General features: G+C 28.8%; 14 protein-coding genes. 8 read left to right on the top strand and 6 right to left on the bottom strand.

Features of this window, described 5'->3' with window-relative positions; all coding sequences use genetic code 11:
• The first annotated feature begins 3 nt into the window (after nucleotides 1-3).
• Genes CDIF1296T_RS15160 through CDIF1296T_RS15150 form a run of 3 tightly spaced genes read left to right on the top strand, consistent with a single transcriptional unit; the run spans nucleotide 4 to nucleotide 3,175 of the window.
• A complete protein-coding gene (locus CDIF1296T_RS15160) occupies nucleotides 4-1,026 on the top strand; it encodes a FecCD family ABC transporter permease (RefSeq protein WP_009898054.1) in 1,023 nt (340 codons plus the stop codon).
• 14 nt (nucleotides 1,027-1,040) lie between these two features.
• On the top strand, nucleotides 1,041-1,823 hold the full coding sequence (locus tag CDIF1296T_RS15155) for an ABC transporter ATP-binding protein (RefSeq protein ID WP_003439676.1): 783 nt from the start codon (nucleotides 1,041-1,043) through the stop codon (nucleotides 1,821-1,823).
• Nucleotides 1,824-1,834: 11 nt separating this feature from the next.
• A complete protein-coding gene (locus CDIF1296T_RS15150; RefSeq protein WP_009898051.1) occupies nucleotides 1,835-3,175 on the top strand; it encodes an MATE family efflux transporter in 1,341 nt (446 codons plus the stop codon).
• A gap of 94 nt (nucleotides 3,176-3,269) precedes the next feature.
• Here CDIF1296T_RS15150 and CDIF1296T_RS15145 read toward each other — a convergent pair whose 3' ends face one another.
• The 6 genes from CDIF1296T_RS15145 to CDIF1296T_RS15120 all read right to left on the bottom strand — a co-directional run bounded on the left by CDIF1296T_RS15145 (nucleotide 3,270) and on the right by CDIF1296T_RS15120 (nucleotide 11,908).
• Entirely contained in the window at nucleotides 3,270-5,549 is a 2,280-nt protein-coding gene (locus CDIF1296T_RS15145; RefSeq protein ID WP_009898049.1) for a bifunctional diguanylate cyclase/phosphodiesterase, read from the bottom strand.
• 337 nt (nucleotides 5,550-5,886) lie between these two features.
• Nucleotides 5,887-7,050 carry a UxaA family hydrolase gene (locus tag CDIF1296T_RS15140; protein WP_009898047.1) on the bottom strand — a complete coding sequence of 388 codons (1,164 nt, stop codon included), beginning with the start codon at nucleotides 7,048-7,050 and terminating at the stop codon, nucleotides 5,887-5,889.
• Nucleotides 7,051-7,062: 12 nt separating this feature from the next.
• Nucleotides 7,063-7,338: a UxaA family hydrolase gene (locus CDIF1296T_RS15135; protein ID WP_009891186.1), complete on the bottom strand. Its 276-nt coding sequence runs from the start codon at nucleotides 7,336-7,338 to the stop codon at nucleotides 7,063-7,065.
• A gap of 20 nt (nucleotides 7,339-7,358) precedes the next feature.
• Entirely contained in the window at nucleotides 7,359-8,333 is a 975-nt protein-coding gene (locus CDIF1296T_RS15130; RefSeq protein ID WP_009893742.1) for a 2-keto-3-deoxygluconate permease, read from the bottom strand.
• A gap of 270 nt (nucleotides 8,334-8,603) precedes the next feature.
• Nucleotides 8,604-10,517 (bottom strand): sigma 54-interacting transcriptional regulator, encoded by a 1,914-nt coding sequence (locus CDIF1296T_RS15125; RefSeq protein ID WP_021368764.1) that lies wholly within the window; start codon nucleotides 10,515-10,517, stop codon nucleotides 8,604-8,606.
• A 176-nt stretch (nucleotides 10,518-10,693) separates the two neighbouring features.
• Nucleotides 10,694-11,908, bottom strand: a complete 1,215-nt coding sequence (locus CDIF1296T_RS15120; RefSeq protein WP_003439627.1) for an NAD(P)/FAD-dependent oxidoreductase — start codon at nucleotides 11,906-11,908, stop codon at nucleotides 10,694-10,696.
• Nucleotides 11,909-12,151: 243 nt separating this feature from the next.
• On the opposite strand from CDIF1296T_RS15120, the gene CDIF1296T_RS15115 reads away from it, so the two are divergent.
• From CDIF1296T_RS15115 to CDIF1296T_RS15095, 5 genes are all read left to right on the top strand, one after another.
• Complete coding sequence (locus CDIF1296T_RS15115) at nucleotides 12,152-13,534, top strand: TldD/PmbA family protein (protein ID WP_009898042.1); 1,383 nt, start codon at nucleotides 12,152-12,154, stop codon at nucleotides 13,532-13,534.
• Nucleotides 13,535-13,545: 11 nt separating this feature from the next.
• A complete protein-coding gene (locus CDIF1296T_RS15110) occupies nucleotides 13,546-14,895 on the top strand; it encodes a TldD/PmbA family protein (RefSeq protein ID WP_009898040.1) in 1,350 nt (449 codons plus the stop codon).
• Between the two features lie 149 nt (nucleotides 14,896-15,044).
• Nucleotides 15,045-15,578: a ferritin-like domain-containing protein gene (locus CDIF1296T_RS15105; RefSeq protein WP_003439611.1), complete on the top strand. Its 534-nt coding sequence runs from the start codon at nucleotides 15,045-15,047 to the stop codon at nucleotides 15,576-15,578.
• Nucleotides 15,579-15,661: 83 nt separating this feature from the next.
• Nucleotides 15,662-16,471 (top strand): alpha/beta fold hydrolase, encoded by an 810-nt coding sequence (locus CDIF1296T_RS15100; protein WP_009898037.1) that lies wholly within the window; start codon nucleotides 15,662-15,664, stop codon nucleotides 16,469-16,471.
• Nucleotides 16,472-16,880: 409 nt separating this feature from the next.
• Nucleotides 16,881-18,926 (top strand): sigma-54 interaction domain-containing protein, encoded by a 2,046-nt coding sequence (locus CDIF1296T_RS15095; RefSeq protein WP_009903347.1) that lies wholly within the window; start codon nucleotides 16,881-16,883, stop codon nucleotides 18,924-18,926.
• The last annotated feature ends 114 nt before the right edge of the window (nucleotides 18,927-19,040 follow it).

Here is a 19,040-nt window from a genome sequence, read left to right as displayed (position 1 = left end):
ACTATGAAAAATATTATAAAAATAAATTCTAAAACATTACTTGTTATATCAATTTTAATGGTGCTTATTTTTATCACTTTTTTATTGAGTTTAAATATGGGCTCATTTTCTATAGAACCAATGGATGTTATAAAGACTTTTTTAGGGAAGGGTCAGCGTAATCATGAAATTGCAATATTTAAATTAAGATTACCAAGAATAGTAATAGCACTTTTGGTTGGTTCTGCATTATCAACAGCAGGTGTAATACTTCAAGGAGTTACAAAGAATGATTTAGCTGATTCTGGAATTTTGGGAATAAATTCAGGTGCTGCATTGTTTGTAGTAGTTTATATATATCTTATGAATGGTAATGTATATGAAGGTATGAGTAACTTGACTGTATTTACAATGCCTATTGTTGCACTTATAGGAGCTTTATTTGGAGCATTTCTTATATATTCTCTTGCATGGAAAGGTGGTATAAATTCGTCAAGATTACTACTTATTGGTATAGGTGTAAACATAGCTTTTACTTCAATTTTGACGATATTCCAATTGAAATTTACAACACAAGAATTTAATAGGGTTATGGCATGGACATCAGGAAGCATTTGGGGAACCAGTTGGAAATATGTAATAGCTGTGCTTCCATTTATAGTGATTTTTATGGGTATAACTATTTATAAATCTAAATATATAGATGTTTTAAATTTGGGTGATGAAGTATCTATAAGTCTTGGTGTAGATGTAGAAAAACAAAGAAGAAGACTTATAATATATGCAGTAATTTTATCTGGTGTATCGACAGCAGTAGCAGGTAGTATTTCATTTTTAGGTTTAATAGCTCCACATATAGGTAGAAAAATAATAGGACCAAAGCATAAAAGATTAATACCAGTATCAGCATTGATAGGAACATTATTACTTTTAATAGCAGATACTATATCAAGAAATCTTCTAGCACCTATAGAAATACCAGTAGGTATAGTAGTTTCTATAATAGGAGTGCCGTACTTTATTTATTTAATGTTGGTAAATGATTAGGAAAGGGTGTTGTTATGAACTGTATAAATACTAAGAATCTAAATGTATCATATGGAAACACAGATATTATAAAAAATTTAAATTTAAATATACCAAAAGGAAAAATAACTACCATCATAGGGGCTAATGGTTGTGGAAAATCGACAATACTTAAAACTATAGGTAGAATTATTAGCCCTAATAGTGGGAAAATATATATAAATGGAGAGGACATCTACAAAAAGAAGTCTAAAGAAATAGCAAAGGATATGGCTGTACTTCCACAAAGCCCTCAAGCTCCTAGTGGTCTTACCGTTTCAGAATTAATTTCTTATGGAAGATTTCCTCATAAAAGTGGATTTGGTAATTCTAGTAAAGAAGACAGAGAGATTGTAAATTGGAGTTTAGAAGTTACTGGAATTGCAGAATTTAAGGATAGAAATATGGAAGATTTATCAGGAGGACAAAGACAAAGGGCATGGATAGCTATGGCTTTGGCACAAGAAACTGATATATTATTACTGGATGAGCCTACAACATATTTAGATTTGGCACATCAATTGGAGATACTAAAATTATTAGATGAACTAAATAAAAAACAAGGAAGAACTATTGTCATGGTAATACATGAACTTAATAATGCAGCAAGATTTGCTGACCACATGATAGGTATTAAGAAAGGTAAAATAGTTTGTGAAGGTGATGCATATGATGTTATGACGAAGGATAATCTAAAAGAATTATTTAATATTGATGCAGAAATAGCAACAGACCCAAGAACAAATAAACCAATTTGTATAACTTATGACATGGTGTAAATGGTGACAACATGGAGAATCAAGAAGCATTAAGACATGAAAAAATATGGATTTTATTATTTAGGTATTCGATACCTGCAATAATAGCAATGATGGTAACTTCACTTTATAATGTAGTAGATAGAGCTTTTATTGGTTCTATGGAAGGTATTGGCTCTATAGCTATTGCAGGTCTTGGTGTAACTATGCCAGTATTTACTCTAATAATAGCTTTTGGAATGTTGGTATCAGTAGGTGCTAGCACAAGATTGTCTATAAAGTTAGGTGAAAGAAATAGAGAAGAAGCAGAGAAGATATTAGGTAATGCTTTGACATTATCTATAATTATCTCTTTAATTATAACTATATTAGGATTAGTTTTCTTAGAAGATATACTTTTTATTTTGGGTGCAAGTAAAGATTCAATATTTTATGCAAAAGACTATATGAGTGTCATATTGGTTGGAAGTATATTTAATTTAGTTGCATTTTATCTTAATAATGCAATTAGGGCAGAAGGTAATCCAAAATTAGCAGCAAGGACAATGATTGTAGGATGTGTATTAAACCTGATATTGGACCCTATATTTATATTTGTATTTAATTTAGGTATAAAAGGAGCAGCTATAGCAACAGTACTCTGTCAAATAGTAGTATTCTTTTGGGTAATACATTATTTTATAAGAGGGAAGTCCAATTTAAAACTAAAAAAATGTAACTTAAAATTGAATAAAGATATAGTAAAGAAGGTATTTGCAATAGGAATGACACCTTTTGCTATGGAAGTAGCTATAAGTATAACTCACATGTTTACAAATAATTCTCTAAAGGTTTATGGTGGAGATTTAGCTATTGGAGCTATGACAGCACTTACATCTATTTTATTGATGTTTATGATGCCTGTGTTTGGATTGAATCAAGGTATGCAAACTATAATATCATACAATTATGGTGCAAAACAATATGAGCGTGCAAAGAAAACTTTAATATTATCTATCATAGTGTCAGTTGTCATATTGTCATTTGGATTTTTAGTAGTACAAGTTTTCCCAGAAGTATTTGTAGGTATATTTAATAAAGATTCAGATTTGATGGATATAGCAGTAAGAGGTATAAGCCTAAATCTAATTACATTGCCTATAATGGGGATTTCTATTGTAGGACCTGTGTATTTTCAGTGTATAAGTAAAGTTAAACATTCAATGTTTTTAACTCTTTTAAGACAATTTATTTTATTTATACCATTAATCATTGTACTTCCAATTCAATTTAATTTAGATGGTGTTTGGTTGGCACAGCCAGTTGCAGATTTTATTGCTATGATAATCGTATTATTATTCTTAAAAAGGGAATTTAAAACAAGCCGAGTGTAAGAAATTTAGAAAATAAAATTAAATTGGAAAATAAAAAGACTTGTCTTTATAAAATGATTAAAATTATTTTATAGAGACAAGTTTTTTATTTTATTTAAACGGAACTATCCATACTGGTTTCTTCTAGTTTTTTTCCAAAAGTCATTTTCTCAAATATTTCTTGAGGTAGAGGTTTTGAAAAAACATATCCTTGTATCATATCACAATTAATTTTTTTAAGATAATCCATTTGCAAGATTGTTTCAACACCTTCTGATATACTATTCATATTTAATTTTTTTGCCAAATTAACTATAGATTCTATTACATGATTTTCAGCAATATTATCTGCATTAGGTGAGCTAAAAAAAGCACGGTCAAGTTTTAATGTGTCAACTTTTATTTCTTTTAACATATTGAGTGAAGAGTATCCACTTCCAAAGTCATCTAGTGAACATTGAAAACCTTCTTCATGGATTTGGTCTATTATATTAATTAATTTTTGGAGATTTTCAAATACAAGTGTTTCAGTTAATTCAATTTCTAAGAGCTTTGCAGGAATGTTGTATTTATTACGAAGCATTCTGTATTTTTCTAAAAAATCTATATTATTTAAATTAGCACGTGAAAAATTAACTGAAACAGGTATTGGAGTTTCTCCATTATCTATCCATTTTCTTATCATACTACATACTTTTTCAAAAACATAGTGGTCGAGTTTTGTAATAAAACCATTTTTTTCAAAGAAAGGAATAAACTCGTCTGGTGGTATAAGGCCTTTATTTGGGTCTTGCCATCTTACTAATGCTTCTGCACCTACAATAGTATTATCTTTTAGGCTGATTTTAGGCTGAAGATATACTATAAATTCGTTATTATTTAATGCTTCCTCCATTCTATTTTCCATTTCTTTTTCTTTAATCATTTTTAAACGCTCTAAATCACTATAAAAAACACATGTATAAAGTGGATGATTTCCAATGTTTCCTTTATTATTTTTTCGTGCAACATTTGCACGGTCTTGAATTGAAACTAAAGGTAGATTTGGGTCATCAATTTTATATACACCTATAGATAGAGCTATAAAATATTTACATTCTTCATTTTTATTGAAACTATTAATATCATTGGTGATATTTTCTATGTACTTAAGAATTTCTTTTTGAGGAATAGTTTTAATAAGTACATTAAACTGGTCATTAGAAACTCGACAAAGCAATTCTCCTGGTTCTAGATAATTACTAATGACATCATGTATGTACTTTAATGTTTTATCTCCTGCTTCACTACCAAAAGAATCATTAATAAGTTTGAATTTCTGAATATTTATAGATACCAATGAATAGCTTTCTGATGAAGATGACTGTATAATTTTTTTAGCTTCAATATCAAAACGTGCTTTACTGTAACCTTTAGTTACAGAGTCTACATAGGCGATTTTTATAAGTTGTGCCCTGTTCTTTTGATTTATAAACATAATCAATATAATAAGCAATAAAAATAGTATAACAATTAAAATATTGATGAAGATTGCTTTTTTTAGAAGTAAATCAAACTGTGCACTTGCTGTTTTTGTTGGAACAATTGAAAGGAGGTATAAGTTTTCTTCTTGTAATGGAAGATAGTGCATTGCCTTAGAAATACCATCATTTAATGTATAATACATAGAACCAGTTTTGTTCTTTTTTAAGTTTATTTTCATTTCTTCAAGTTTATTTTTATCAACCTGTTTTCCTTGGTGTTTAATCATGTCAAAAAAATTTACCACATTTTTTGGAGCATTTTTGTTTGCTGAACTTACAATAAAATTTCCATCTTGGTCGATAATTTGGGAAAATCCTTCACCATGAAAGCTTTCTACACTTAATAAATTTCTCATAGTATCAATAGTATTCCAAGCAGCAACAGCTCCAACAATTTTATCGCCATTGTATAGTGGTACAGAATATAAAATTCCATATGTACCAGATTGTGATTTAACAGGAGTAATTGTTTCTTTGCCTTGAAGGGCTTTTCTATAAAAGTCTTGTCCTTTAACATTACCTGTATCTTTAAGGGCACTTACAAAATTTCCATTAGAATCTATAATACCTAACCAATCAAATTCAAATAATTTTAATTTTTTTGATAAGTATCTATTGACTTCTTTTTCACTATCATTAATCTCAAAATAAGTATCTCCCATAGAATATAGTGTCCTAAATATACTTTTACATTTCACATTAATTGTAGTGGAAATACCTTGTGAAACTTCTACAAGATATCGTTCTGTTTCATTATGTGTTACTTTATTTAGATTCATAATAAAAGTGACACATGTTAATGACACGATTAAAAGGAGTGTCAATAGTAAAGTAGCTATTATTTTTTTATTTTTTGTGTTTTCAAAGTTCATTCTTTTGTTTCATCCTCCATCCTTTATTTGTTTACAAATAAGAATTCTCTCAGACATATTATACCAAATATCTTTTCATACAAAGATATTAAATTTTATTTATCCCACTTTACATTTAGCTTTATTTATGTCTTCTTAGAGATTAATCAAGATACGTTTATTGTTTAAATCTTATTTTATAATATTTTGAGTAAAAGAGGTTAAAAAAAGGAACTGTTTTCAAAATAATTTTGATACAGTTCCTTTTCAGTATAGAAAATTTTTATAGTATTAGAAAGAACTTTTAGCTTATGTATCTACATAAGTATTATATTTATAAAAGATATTTTGTTACAATCTAAAATGTAGATGAAATTCTGTAAATGCCAAATTCTCTATGACCAAGACTTTCAGCTTTGGTATGTTTACCATTACAGACTTCTATTATTTCATTAAATATTTCTTGACCTATATCTGCTATTTTAGCACCATCTGTTATAATTCTACCTGCATTTATATCGATATTGTCTGGCATTTTGTTGTATGTATCACTATTCCCAGTGATTTTAATAACTGGTGAAATAGGGCTTCCTGTTGGAGTACCTCTACCAGTTGAAAAGATTACAATTTGTGCACCACCTGCTACCATACCAGTGATAGAATCTATATCTTGACCTGGAGTATCCATAAAATATAATCCTTTTTTATCAGGAGGTACAATATCAGCATATTCAAGAGCACCTTTGAATGGCTTATTGCCTGCCTTATACATACACCCAAGTGACTTTTCTTCAATTGTTGAAAGTCCACCAGTTTTATTGCCTGGAGTAGGTTGACCACTACGTAAATCTTCTCCCATAGCAATTGCTCTTTTTTCTACATCACTTACAAATTTAAGAAACTTATCTTTCATTTCTTCATCTTCAAAACGGGTAGCCAACAAATGTTCTGCACCAATTACTTCTGTAGTTTCACTTAGTATGCTACTTCCACCTTCATCTACAAGAAGGTTTGATGCAACGCCTATTGAAGGGTTTGAAGCTATTCCACTTGTTGGGTCAGAACCACCACATTCAAGTGCTAATGTAATTTCACTCATACCAAATTCAACTCTTACTTCTTTTGACACTTCACGAGCCATTTTACTTACTATTTCAGCTCCCTTAGAAACTGTTTTTAATGTTCCGCCACATTCCTGTATAACAACGTAATCTACCTTTTTTCCTGTTGTAGCTATTTCAGATGCTAATTCTTTTGCTTGAATACCATCACATCCAAGACCAACTACTAAAACTGCGGCAACATTAGGATTTTTTCCAAATCCTATTAATGTCTTTGCTGTAAGCTCTATATCAGAACCAATTTGACAACATCCATGTTGATGAGGGATTGCTATTGCTCCAGGCACAAGTGATGCTATTCTTGTAGCTGTCTCACTTGAACATACAGATGTTGGAATAATTAAAACATGATTACGAATACCAAACTGACCATTTTCTCTTAAATAACCCATTAATTTCATTTTAACTTCCTCCTATTTTTTATCTCCACGACCACGTGTACTTTCAATGTTATGTACATGAACATAGTCACCAGTTTTTATGTCAACTGTTGCAATTCCTATGATTTCACCGTATTTGTATACAACATCACCTTTTTTTACATCTTCTGTAGCCATCTTATGAAAGACAGGTATATTATCATTTACTATGTAAGACTTTCCATCAATTGAAACTTTTTCACCTTTAACTAAAGGTCTGACACATGTAACTAGATTATCTTTTTCATTTGCATGAATAATTGCATTCATTAATTTTACCTCCTTAAGTATTAATTTACTTCAATATTTTTATTTGTTTTAAAAATAGATTTTTTCTTTTTTTCTCTTTTATCTAGATAGGAAACTAACATTGGACAACATATTGCTGTAACAATAATAGCAGCAGCAACCTGTACTGTTGAAACAGCTGCTATTGTAGCTAGAGTAGGGTCTATAGCTGCTAAAGCTTCAGGAGTACCAGCTGCATTTCCGGCTGTTGTACCTGTAGCTGCACCTACTGCTGGATGTTCTGCACGTATAAGTTTCATTACAAAGTACCCACCCATACCTGTTATTATAGTAACTCCTAAACCAAGTACAACTCCAGGTAGTCCAGCAGTTATAATTTGATTAAAGTTTAATGCTGCTCCTAAAGGAAAAGCGAAGAAAGGAATTAATAATGTTGTACCAGGTGCAAGAAATTCTCGTATATCTTCATCAAGGTTACCAAGTATAAATCCAAGTAGTATTGGTATAAGTGCTGCAAATAGTGCTACTATAGGTACATTTGCAAGTCCAGTTACTCCAAAAGCAAGCATTGTAAAAAAAGGACCATCATTTAGAGATAAGATAGATATTGCTCCAACATCTGTGGAGTCTCCATATTCACCTGCAAGAGCAGCAAATAGACCTCCATTTGAATTAGTCATGGTAGCAACTATGGCAAGAGGTGTAATACCAATTATACCTTTAGGTCCAATAAATTTACTAACAATAATACCTAATACTGCACCAATTATAAATTTTGTTGCTGTAAGTACTATACCTTTAGTCAATGGTTTACCAGCTTGTCTGATATTGATTTGAGCTCCATTGCATAGACAAAATAGAGCAAGTATACTCATTGCACCAGTTTTAAATAAGGATGTTGTGAATCCTCCAATTTCAAGAGCTTGTGGACATACTGTATTAAATAGTGCTCCCAATAACAAGGGACAGACCATAAGTCCTCCTGGTATCTTTTTCACTGATTTTAAGATGTGCATCTAGTATCACTCCCTTTCATTTTTATATAGGTATTATAAAAGCAATTAATATGCCAATATATAGAGTTTGTATCTTTAGTTATCATGATTATTTTTAATAATCGATTGAAATGCTGTAGATTACTTATAATTAAAAGTACGATTGACGAGAATTTCACTTACAAAGATTCTTTTTATCATATAATTGTATTTTTTATTGAAAACAAATAAACGTCTTATGTATTAAAATTAAACATAAAACGTTTTGATATATATAGATATGTATTATTTTTAAACATCATCTTCTATTTCTTTTAACTTACGCCATAGAGTGGAGCGAGTTATCTTTAGAATTTCACAGGTTTTTGTAGTATTTCTATTATTTTCGTTATAAATTTTATAGATATATTTTTTTTCTAAAGTTTTTAAATCTAAATTACTGCATTCAAAATCACTATTATCTTTATCAACTATATTATTTGTATATTCATTGCTAACCTTTTCTAATAAAATCGAGTCAAATGATTCCACAATAACAGCCCTTTCCATCATACCTTCCAATTCCCTTATATTACCTTCATATTCTCGTTCAAGAAGTGCCTTTTTAATATTTGGAGTGATAATTAAGGGCGTTTTATTGTATTTGCTTGAATATTTATGTATAAAAAATTCTGATAATTTTATAATATCTTCTTTTCTTTCTTTTAATGAAGGAAGATATAATGTTAGTATATTTATTCTAAAATAAAGATCTTGTCTAAATAAACCATTGCGCATCATATTTTTTAAGTCTTTATTTGAAGCACAGATAATTTTTACATCTATAGGAATAACTTTATCACCACCAATTCTCATAACTTGTTTTTCCTGCAATACTCTCAATAATCGACCTTGAAGTTCAAGAGGGATTTCACTTATTTCATCTAGGAAGATTGTACCTTCATGTGCTAGTTCGAATATACCTGCTTTACCTTTTTTTCTAGCACCTGTAAATGAACCTTCCTCATAACCAAAAAACTCACTCTCTATTAGAGATGGAGGTATGGCAGCACAATTTACAGCAACAAAAGGTGCATTTTTACGCTTACTATAGTTATGTATACTTTGACAAAATAGTTCTTTACCAACTCCAGATTCTCCAGTAATAATCATAGGAGTATCATAACAAGCATATTTTTTTGCAAGTTCTATACAATCTTTTGTCTTTTCACTAGCATGAATTATATCATCAAAAGTGTATTTAGCAGATAGACCTTTGCTTAATAAGCTCCTTCTTATTGTATGTTCAAAAGAACTTATCTCCTTGCTATCTTGAAATGTTGAAACAGCTCCTTGAATCTGACCATCAACAATGATTGGAACTCTATTTGTAATAATTTTTGTACTCCCTATATTTTGTATTTCACCAATTTGAGGTTCCATAGTCTCAACTACTTGTGGAAGAACTGTGTTTGGGATAACATCTACAACATTATGATAAAGTGCATTTTCTTTTTTTATACCAAATATTTTTTCAGCACTCTTATTAAATAATGTTATTTTAAAATTTTTATCAACTGTTATTATTCCATCATGTACAAAATCTGTCATAGCTTCTATCTGTAATCTTCTTTTTTGTTCATCCTTGGTTGCTTCGAGTATTTGTTCTGCTTGTTGAATGGCTCTAAGTATGTTTTCTTCTCTAGATTCGATTAATATTCCCTTACAATTAAGTCTCTTAACAATATGTGCAACAGTGGTATCTCCTATATATGTGTTTATACCTTTCTTTCTGTACTTTTCTATAGCATCATAAATTTCTTCTTCTTTTTCAATTTCAATCATAGTTATTTTCTTATTCAATATTTCTTCTATAATATCGAAACCGTAGATGACATTATTAAATCCAATTATTCCAAATGGTTCGTTGGAATTTTTTACCTCTTTGTAACTTTTTATAATATCATAAGCATCTACTTTAATTTCAACTATAGGTATATTGTAAGTAGCTTTTAACATATTGTAAGTTCCACCTCGGCTTATGATAATTCTAGTACCATGATTAATACTTTTTTCAGCAAGAGGTATACCTTCTTTTAGATTGCCAAATACAACATCAATATTTGTATATTTGTTTTTTTTAACTATGTGAATTGATTTTTCATAGGTTCCTTTAGTGGGAGCAATAACGAGTATTTCCTTCATAATAATTCCTCCATATTTCATCAAATAAACTTAAATATTATCTTATGACTAAATTTTATTAGTTATATTTTAACATTTTACTTTATATTTAATTATAAATAAAGTATTTTTAAAAGGAACATTATAAAAGACTGTATCAAAGTTAACTTTTAGAATTATAAAGTTTCATCTTTTTACAGTCTTTTAATATATAATATCTATTTATCAAATCTATCTACTTTAAATAATTTCATATTTTTATTTTGTTTGCCAAGATATAATTCACTTAACATTATACCTCCTAATATTGCAAAGAGTATACCATTTGCTCCATAACCTAAGCAATACCATAGATTGTTATTTTTATTATCTGGACCAATAAAACCTAAATTATCTAAAGTTGAAGCAAAACAACCACAATATTTATATTCAACTTCAATGTCTTTTATATCCTTAAACATACTTTTCAATCTTTGTTCTAAAATATCATACTTTTCATTGGCTAAAGTTTCATTTTCTATATCATCAAAACTTACATCTTCACCACCTATAATTAATCGATTGTCTTTAGTAGTTCTTAGATAATTATATGGGTCACAGTTATCTCTAATTAAAATGTTGTTTTTCCAAGAAGCTATGTTTTTAAGTGGTTTCGTTGCTATATTAAAAGTATTTGACTTAGTTGCAAAATTTCTTTTTGTAAATAAACTTGTATTGTACCCTGTAGCTACAATTAATTTTTTACCATGAACTTTGTATCCATACGATACTTCAGCAGTAACCTTATCATTTGATAAATCTACTTTTTTTACTTCTGTATTTTCATATACTTGAAGACCATTTTTTAAACTTACATCAATCAAATGGTGACTATATTTATATGGGTCTAATTCTCGTCCTCCATTCTTTGCTATCAATCCTGATTTTAAATCAAAGCTAAAAGGGTTTGTGGATTCATCAATATATTCAACATCAAATCCATTTTCTTTTCTTAAGTTATATTCTTCTTTGATAGCCTTAACTTCAAGTTTGTTGGCAGTATAAAGTAGAGTATCTCTTTTGGCATAATCACACTTATTTCCATATAGCTCTATAAATGTATCTAATTCTTCAAGTGCTGAAGTACAAAGGTTGTATGCTTTTAGAGCATCTTTTAGAGTCATAACCTCTGTTAAATCTATCAAATTGTCATCTAATTCATACTGTAATAGAGAAGTTGTCACGCTAGTGCTTCCATGTGCAATCCTTCCTTTTTCAAGAATGACAGACTTTATATTGTTTTTAGCTAGATAGTAAGCACAAATACATCCAGTTACGCCACCACCAACAATTATAACATCAGTATCAATATCATCAGTAAGGTATGGAAATTGTCTTGGAACTTTATTAATATTAGTAAAAATAGGATTTCCTTTTACATATTCTTGATTCATATACTTCACTCCTAAAATTTATTATGTATGAGTGTATTATTTTCTATAGCAAATAATATTATACATTTTAATTATCTAGTTATATGGGTATGTATAGATAAAATGTGATAACATTTTAGTATAAAACATATGTATAATATATTCATAATTACCTTATTTTAAGTAATATAGTATATAATGTTTGTTAACAAGTAAAAAGATTGAATAAAAGTTAATTAAAAATTTAAAGTAGGAGGTAAATTTATGCTTTCAAAAAATATAGCTTCTAAGGTATTAGAAAAATGTCTAATTACTGGAGGAGATTTTGCTGAGATTTTTGAAGAAGACACTATAAATAATTCTATTAGTTTAATAGATAATAAAGTAGAAAATGCAATAGGTGGAAGAAATTATGGTATAGGAATAAGAATATTTAAAGGATTGAAAAGTATATATGCTTATACAAGTGACAATTCATTAAATAGTCTGTTGGATGTAGCATACAAAGCTGCTGTTGCTTTAGGTAAATTGGAAGATGGAAAAAGTGTAATATTAAATGACAGTATTAAAATAAATAACATACATAATATAAAAATTTATCCAAATTCAATAGGAAATAAAGATAAAGTAAGTGTTATGAAGGTTGCATATAAGAGTGCAAAAGAATTTAGTAATGATATATCTCAAGTAAGTGTTAGTTATTTGGATAAAGACCAAAAAATATTAATTGCAAACACTGAAGGTATATATGTTGAGGATAGAAGAATAAGAACTAGACTAGGGATAAGTTCAATTGCATCTAAGGGTAATGAAAATCAAACTGGATTTGAAGGTCCTGGAGGTTGTAAAGGGTTTGAAATATTTGAAGAAATAGACCCAGAATATTATGCAAAAGAATCAGCTAGAGTAGCGCATACTATGTTGCATGCTAAAAATTGTCCTGCAGGTAATATGATGGTAGCAATAGATAATGGATTTGGTGGAGTAATATTTCATGAAGCTTGTGGACATTCTTTGGAAGCTACATCAGTTGCAAAGGGGAACTCTGTATTTGCAGATAAATTAGGTCAACAGATTGCTTCCACAAAGATTACAGCTATAGATGATGGTACAATACCAAACTACTGGGGTTCTATGAATATAGATGATGAAGGAAATCCAACTCAAAAGAATATACTGATTGAAAATGGAATTTTGAAGTCTTATATGATAGATAAACTTAATGGTAGACGAATGGGAATGAATCCTACAGGAAGTTCTCGTAGACAGAACTACAAATTTGCACCAACTTCAAGGATGACTAACACTTATATTGCTGCTGGAGAGGATAAACCAGAAGATATTATAAAGTCAATACCAGATGGACTTTATGCTAAAAAAATGGGTGGTGGTTCTGTAAATCCTGTAACAGGAGAGTTTAATTTTGTAGTTTCAGAAGGTTACTTAATAAAAAATGGAGAAATACAAGAGCCAGTTAGAGGTGCTAGTTTAATTGGAAAAGGTAGCGATATACTTATGAATATAGATATGGTTGGGAATAACGTAAAACAAGCTCAGGGGATGTGTGGCTCATCATCAGGAAGTATACCAACTAATGTAGGCCAACCTATGATAAGGGTAAAAGAAATTACTGTAGGTGGAAGATAGGAGGGATAATTGTGGAACTTAAAAATTTTAAAGATATATTATTTAAAAAGGCTCTAAGTGAAGGTTTTGAAGAGTGTGAAATATATTATTATACAGGAGAAAATTTAAGTATAAATATATATGAAGGAGAAGTTGAGAAATACAATCTTGATAAATCTTTTGGTTTATCTTTTAGAGGTAAGGTAAATGGAAAGATAGGTTATTCTTATACAGAAATTTTAGATGATAAAGCTGTTGATATGTTGATAAAAAATGTAAAAGATGGAGTAAACACTATTGAAAATGAAGATGTACAATTTATATATGAAGGAGATAAGCACTATAATGATGTAAAGACTTATTCTAAAGAGCTAGAAAATTTAGAGGCAGATAAGTTGATTGATTTAGCTTTAGAAATGGAAAGAGAGACTAAAGCTTATTCAGATAAGGTGGTAAATTTATCTAAATGTACTATATCTTATTCTGTATCAAGTAATGGTATATCTAATACTAAAGGTCTTAATTTAAGTAATAAAACTAATATGCTTATAGGGTTTGTAGTTCCTATCATAGAAGACAATGGACAAAAATATGATGGAATAGGATATAATATAGCAAATTCTATTGAAGAAATAAAACCTTGTGAGATAGCAAAACTTGGTGTTGATAATGCTTTATCTAAAGTAGGTGGTAAGAGTATTCCATCAGGTAAATATAAAACTATATTGCTTAATGAAGCTATGGTATCTTTGCTTAGCACATTTTCTGGGATATTTAATGCAGATTCAGCTCAAAAAGGATTATCTTTATTGAAAAATAGAGAAGGAGACATGATAGCATCTCCTATAGTTACAATAGTTGATGACCCACTTTTAGAAAATGGTATGGCATCTACTCCTTTTGATGATGAAGGAGTAGCTACATTTAAAAAAGAAGTTGTTTTAAATGGAAAGCTTATAACTTTACTTCATAACTTAAAAACGGCTAATAAGGCAGGTGTAAAGACTACAGGAAATGGAATAAAATCTTCATATTCATCACCTATAAGCATATATCCAACTAATTTTTATATAGAGAAAGGAGATAAATCTTTAGATGAAATTATAAAGGATATAGATGAAGGATTGATGGTTACTAGCTTTGCAGGACTTCATTCAGGTGCAAATTCAGTAACAGGAGACTTTTCTTTAGCTGCCAAAGGCTTTTATATCAAAGAAGGAAAAAAAGTATTTCCAGTAGAGCAAATTACAGTAGCAGGAAACTATTTTGACCTGTTAAAAGATATTGAAGCTATAGGAGCAGATTTAGAATTTCCAATGAGTAGTATAGGTTCGCCTTCAGTTGTTATTAAAGAGCTATCAGTAGCTGGAAAAGATGAATAATTAAAAAGTAATTTTGTGGATAAAAGGTCATGTTAATTTTAATTAATATGGCTTTTTATTATTTAAGTAGATTTTATTATCTAAGTTATATGAAAAAGTCGTGATGCATACAATTAATATCATACATTAAATTTAAAGGAGGAGATATTATGAGTGATGCACATTATGACATGCACAAGCGAAATGGATATTCAAGTGATGAGCCATATCCAGAGATAAAAGTTTTAGGTCCAAATAAGTACTATGCAGAATTATTGATGGATGACTATGCCGGAGTATCAAGTGAATTTACGAGTGTAAATCAATATCTATACCATAATTTTGATTTAGATGAAACGCATAGAGAGTTAAGTGAAATGTGGATAAATATATCTATAACAGAAATGTTACATATGGAGATATTAGCAAAGACTATAAGATTATTGGGTGGAAATCCTGTATATAGAGGTTCTACAAGTTCTTGTGGTGCATATTGGAATGGTGGTTTTGTATGTTATGGAAATTCTATTTGTAACAGATTAAAACTAGATTTGCATTTGGAGCATGTGGCTATTAATAATTATTATAAAGATATAAGTCTTATTGAAGACCCTTATATAAAAGCTATATTAAATAGAATAATCCTAGATGAAAAACTTCATGTAAGTTTATTTGAAAAGGCAATAGAGAAGTATTGTAAATAAATTTGAAAATTTAGTTATTCATCATTTTATTCATATATATAAAATAACCATCATACATTTTCTTGAAGGGAGTTGCTGTTGATATGTATTATGTATATGTGAATGATATAAACATAGCAGTATATGATTTGAATCCGAGTGCTAAAAAAACTGTACTTTTTATACATGGTTGGCCCTTAGGACATAAGATATTTGAATATCAAACAAATATATTGCCAAAACTCGGATATAGAACAGTTTCAATTGATTTAAGAGGTTTTGGTAAATCTGATGCAACATCAGGAGGATATACTTATAGCCAATTAGCAGACGATATTTATAAGGTGGTACATGCTATTGGATTAAAAGACTTTACCCTTGTTGGTTTTTCAATGGGAGGAGCAATCGTACTTAGGTATATGAGTTTATTTAATGGATATGGAGTGTCAAAATTGGTATTAGCTGCAGCTGCTGCACCATCATTTGTACAAAGACCTCCAGAATTTCCATATGGTATGACACGTGAAGATGTAAATAAATTGATAGCACAAGCCTGTACTGATAGACCAGAAATGGTAACCGATTTTGGAGAAAAAGTATTTGCATCAAATCCACCAGAAAGCTTTAGAAGATGGTTTAATGATATTGGTTTTAGTGCATCAGGTATTGGCACTATTGGAACTGCTGTATCTTTAAGAGATGAAGAATTATTTAATGATTTAAAATGTGTAAGAGTGCCTACTGGTATATTTCATGGGAAATTAGATGAAATATGTCCGTATGAATTTGCAGTTTTTATGAATGAAAAAATAGAAGATTCAATTTTATATACTTTTGAGTATAGTGGTCATGCTATATTCTATGATGAGCTTAAACTATTTAATCAGGAATTTTTACAGTTTTTAGAGGAATAGATATATTTTATTATCACTTAGAAAAAGAGTAATATTATGTGAAAAGATTTAAGCTAAATTTTATGATGTTTTTTACACTAAACAAATAGGGTTTTAGAACTTGTAACTAAGTTCTGAGACCCTATTATTATATATTCCTAAAATTTGTTATAATTTATTCCTTATCATTCTTAAAAATGTATTAATATATTAACGAATTTATATTAAATTTTTGTTTATATTCCAATAATGTCAAACTAACCGTTTTAGAAATTAAATTATATGTGAAAAAAATAGCTTACATTATTTTATTATGGAAAATAATAGTAAATGGTACAAAATTTGATTTTTAAGATTTAAAACTTTTTTAAAAAGTGCTACAATAGACCAAATTATTACTTTCTATACTCGTTAAACAGGAGGTGGGACTATGAAAAAACATAATATTTTATTTGTATCAACTGATGACAAAATAAATATAGATATATCAAAACAATTGGAAAATATATTTGGAGAATTTTGTAATATAGATAACTTGGTATATGTAAATAGGATAAATATTGAACTGTCAAGCTATGAGCTTGTAGTATGTTCAGACAATGATATAAAGGAATATATACATAATAATATTGATAAAAATATACCTATTGTAATAGTACATCGTACTATAAATATTGAAAATATAAATCAGATAATAAGTATAGAAAATGATTCTGATGTTATGGTTATAGATGCTTATAAAGAGTCAGCAGATGAAACTGCCAAGATAATTAGAAAACTAGGATTAATTCATATTAATCTAATACCATATTATCCAGGTTGTGATAAGTCTAAATGTGAGATTGGAATTATTACAGGAAGCAGAAACAGCATACCACAAAACATAAAGCAAATAATTGACATAGGTGATAAGGTAATTGATATAAATACAGTTATAGAAATCTTTACAAAACTAAATATATCTATAGATAAATTACATATTATTAAGGAAAAATACAATGAAGATACAGTAAGTGGATATAGGTATTATACAACTATGAATAAAACCATGAAGAGTTTTTTGGAGATTATAGATGAAGGTATTGCTTCTGTTGATAAATTAGGAAAATTTATATATTGCAACAAAGTATTTTCTAATCTAGTTGGAATAGACCAAAATGAAATTATATCTAATAACTTTATGGACTTATTTAGTGATAAGGTTGTCAAAAAAATATTTTTTCAAGAAGATGAAGTTAATGATGAAGTAGTAAATTTAAATAACAAAAAACTGATAATTAATAAAGTAAATGTTTATGAAAATAATGAACGAATAAAGAGTATTATAAGCATTAAAAATATAAGTGCAATTCAAGAGCTTGAGGACAAGATTCAAAATAAACTTCAGTCAAAAGGTTTTGTATCAAAGTATACATTTGAGAGTGTTGTAGGTGAGAGTAAAATAATAAAAGAAAAAATTAATATTGCAAGAAAAATAGCAACTACAGACTTTTCTGTGTTGATACTTGGAGAAAATGGAACAGGAAAAGAAATATTTGCCCAGGCAATACATAATGAATCTCTAAGAAAAAACAAGCCATTTGTTGCAGTTAATCTATCTTCTTTGTCAGATACACTTATTGAAAGTGAACTTTTTGGCTATGATGAAGGAAGTTTTACAGGAGCAATAAAAGGTGGGAAAATGGGTATATTTGAAAGAGCACACACAGGAACAATTTTTTTAGATGAGATAGGTGATATATCTTTAGATGTACAGCAGAGATTGCTAAGAGTATTACAGGAAAAAGAAGTTATGAGAATGGGCGGAAGTAAAATTATACCAATAGATGTTAGAATTATAGCTGCAACAAATAAAGATTTAAAGAAAAAAATTAAAGAAGGTTCCTTTAGAGAAGATTTGTATTATAGGATTAATGTATTACATATAGAGATACCTAGACTTAGAGAACGTAAGGAAGATATACCTCTTATAAGTAAGTATTTTTTAGATGAAATAAATAGCAACAAATGTTTTACAGAGGAATCAATGCAAGCTTTAACATTGTATGAATGGCCAGGAAATGTAAGAGAGCTTAAAAATTTAATTTATTATATTGATACTATAGTTGAGGAAGATAGAGTAGATTACGAGCATTTGCCAGAACAATTTAGATTTGAAAAAAACAATACTTTAGTTAATGAAAATTTCGATTCAATTATCTTAGATTTCAAACAATCTAATTTCTTTGAGGAAAGTATATGTATATTGACCAGTATAGAAACTTGGAATAATAAAAATATATTATTAGGAAGAAATAAACTGCAAGAGATTTTAAAAGAAAAAGATATAGTTTTAAGTGTAGACCAAATTAGAAAAAGAATAGATAAGTTAAAGAGCCATGGTTTACTTTTATCTGGAGTAAAAAAACAAGGTAGTTTTATAACTGATGAAGGAAAGAACTTTATATCATATGTAAAAATTAAGGGAGTGATATAGGGGACTAAAAAGGCAAAACACCCTAAAAAAATCCCTATAATGGATAGAAATAAATAAAATTATCTTTAAGATTAAGATAATTCAAAAATATTGAATAAATAATCTAAGAAGATT

It is taken from the genome of Clostridioides difficile ATCC 9689 = DSM 1296 (assembly GCF_001077535.1).
Taxonomy (GTDB): Bacteria; Bacillota; Clostridia; order Peptostreptococcales; family Peptostreptococcaceae; genus Clostridioides; species Clostridioides difficile.
Note: the sequence above shows the minus strand (reverse complement) of the source record. Positions and strands in the feature narration are given on the sequence as shown.

Bases quoted from the DNA above. Each gene is read 5' to 3' on its own strand.
- CDIF1296T_RS15125 (WP_021368764.1), bottom strand. From the start codon at position 10,517: ATGAAATATGGAGGAATTATTATGAAGGAAATACTCGTTATTGCTCCC.
- CDIF1296T_RS15135 (WP_009891186.1), bottom strand. From the start codon at position 7,338: ATGAATGCAATTATTCATGCAAATGAAAAAGATAATCTAGTTACATGT.
- CDIF1296T_RS15140 (WP_009898047.1), bottom strand. From the start codon at position 7,050: ATGAAATTAATGGGTTATTTAAGAGAAAATGGTCAGTTTGGTATTCGT.
- CDIF1296T_RS15145 (WP_009898049.1), bottom strand. From the start codon at position 5,549: ATGAACTTTGAAAACACAAAAAATAAAAAAATAATAGCTACTTTACTA.
- CDIF1296T_RS15160 (WP_009898054.1), top strand. From the start codon at position 4: ATGAAAAATATTATAAAAATAAATTCTAAAACATTACTTGTTATATCA.
- CDIF1296T_RS15100 (WP_009898037.1), top strand. From the start codon at position 15,662: ATGTATTATGTATATGTGAATGATATAAACATAGCAGTATATGATTTG.
- CDIF1296T_RS15115 (WP_009898042.1), top strand. From the start codon at position 12,152: ATGCTTTCAAAAAATATAGCTTCTAAGGTATTAGAAAAATGTCTAATT.
- CDIF1296T_RS15095 (WP_009903347.1), top strand. From the start codon at position 16,881: ATGAAAAAACATAATATTTTATTTGTATCAACTGATGACAAAATAAAT.
- CDIF1296T_RS15120 (WP_003439627.1), bottom strand. From the start codon at position 11,908: ATGAATCAAGAATATGTAAAAGGAAATCCTATTTTTACTAATATTAAT.
- CDIF1296T_RS15130 (WP_009893742.1), bottom strand. From the start codon at position 8,333: ATGCACATCTTAAAATCAGTGAAAAAGATACCAGGAGGACTTATGGTC.
- CDIF1296T_RS15155 (WP_003439676.1), top strand. From the start codon at position 1,041: ATGAACTGTATAAATACTAAGAATCTAAATGTATCATATGGAAACACA.
- CDIF1296T_RS15150 (WP_009898051.1), top strand. From the start codon at position 1,835: ATGGAGAATCAAGAAGCATTAAGACATGAAAAAATATGGATTTTATTA.
- CDIF1296T_RS15105 (WP_003439611.1), top strand. From the start codon at position 15,045: ATGAGTGATGCACATTATGACATGCACAAGCGAAATGGATATTCAAGT.